Annotated in this window: 3 tRNA genes; all 3 read right to left on the bottom strand. The window is 45.5% G+C overall.

Annotation, left to right across the window (positions count from 1 at the left end):
- Positions 1–3: 3 nt before the first annotated feature.
- The 3 genes from Q4Q57_RS22080 to Q4Q57_RS22070 all read right to left on the bottom strand — a co-directional run bounded on the left by Q4Q57_RS22080 (position 4) and on the right by Q4Q57_RS22070 (position 482).
- Positions 4–79: transfer RNA gene (locus Q4Q57_RS22080), tRNA-Glu, on the bottom strand.
- Positions 80–196: 117 nt separating this feature from the next.
- Positions 197–272 (bottom strand) — tRNA-Glu (locus Q4Q57_RS22075).
- A gap of 134 nt (positions 273–406) precedes the next feature.
- Positions 407–482, bottom strand: a tRNA-Ala gene (locus tag Q4Q57_RS22070).
- Positions 483–584 lie beyond the last annotated feature (102 nt).

Genomic DNA, 584 nt, shown 5'->3' with positions numbered 1-584 from the left:
ATTTGGTATCCCCTAGGGGATTCGAACCCCTGTTACCGCCGTGAAAGGGCGGTGTCCTAGGCCTCTAGACGAAGGGGACCCGGACTTATGATTTAACTCGTAACCGAGCTTTGTAACACATTCACTTCAGTAGGCTAGGAAGTTAATGCTTGTTCTTACCAAACAACACGTTAGTTATTTGCTAGGAACCAAAATTTGGTATCCCCTAGGGGATTCGAACCCCTGTTACCGCCGTGAAAGGGCGGTGTCCTTGGCCTCTAGACGAAGGGGACCCCGGACATATTAATTTGAACCTATTGTTCCCGTTTAATATCTACGGTGTCCTACGGATTCCCTTCTAAAGAACGAAGGTGACCTCAAACATATTAATTCGAACTCACGTTCCTGCTTAATATCTACAGTAAATTGGTGGAGCTACACGGGATCGAACCGTGGACCTCTTGCATGCCATGCAAGCGCTCTCCCAGCTGAGCTATAGCCCCAAATTTTTGTCGACACTGCTAACTTTAATAGTATGCGTATCAGCAGAAATTTAGATTTTGTTCATATCAAACAACTCGTTAGCTATTCGACAGGAACCAATA

The sequence above is a fragment of the Shewanella sp. SP2S2-6 genome (assembly GCF_031931965.1).
In the GTDB taxonomy this organism is placed as follows: Bacteria; Pseudomonadota; Gammaproteobacteria; order Enterobacterales; family Shewanellaceae; genus Shewanella; species Shewanella baltica.
This window is presented reverse-complemented; position numbering and strand designations above follow the sequence as displayed.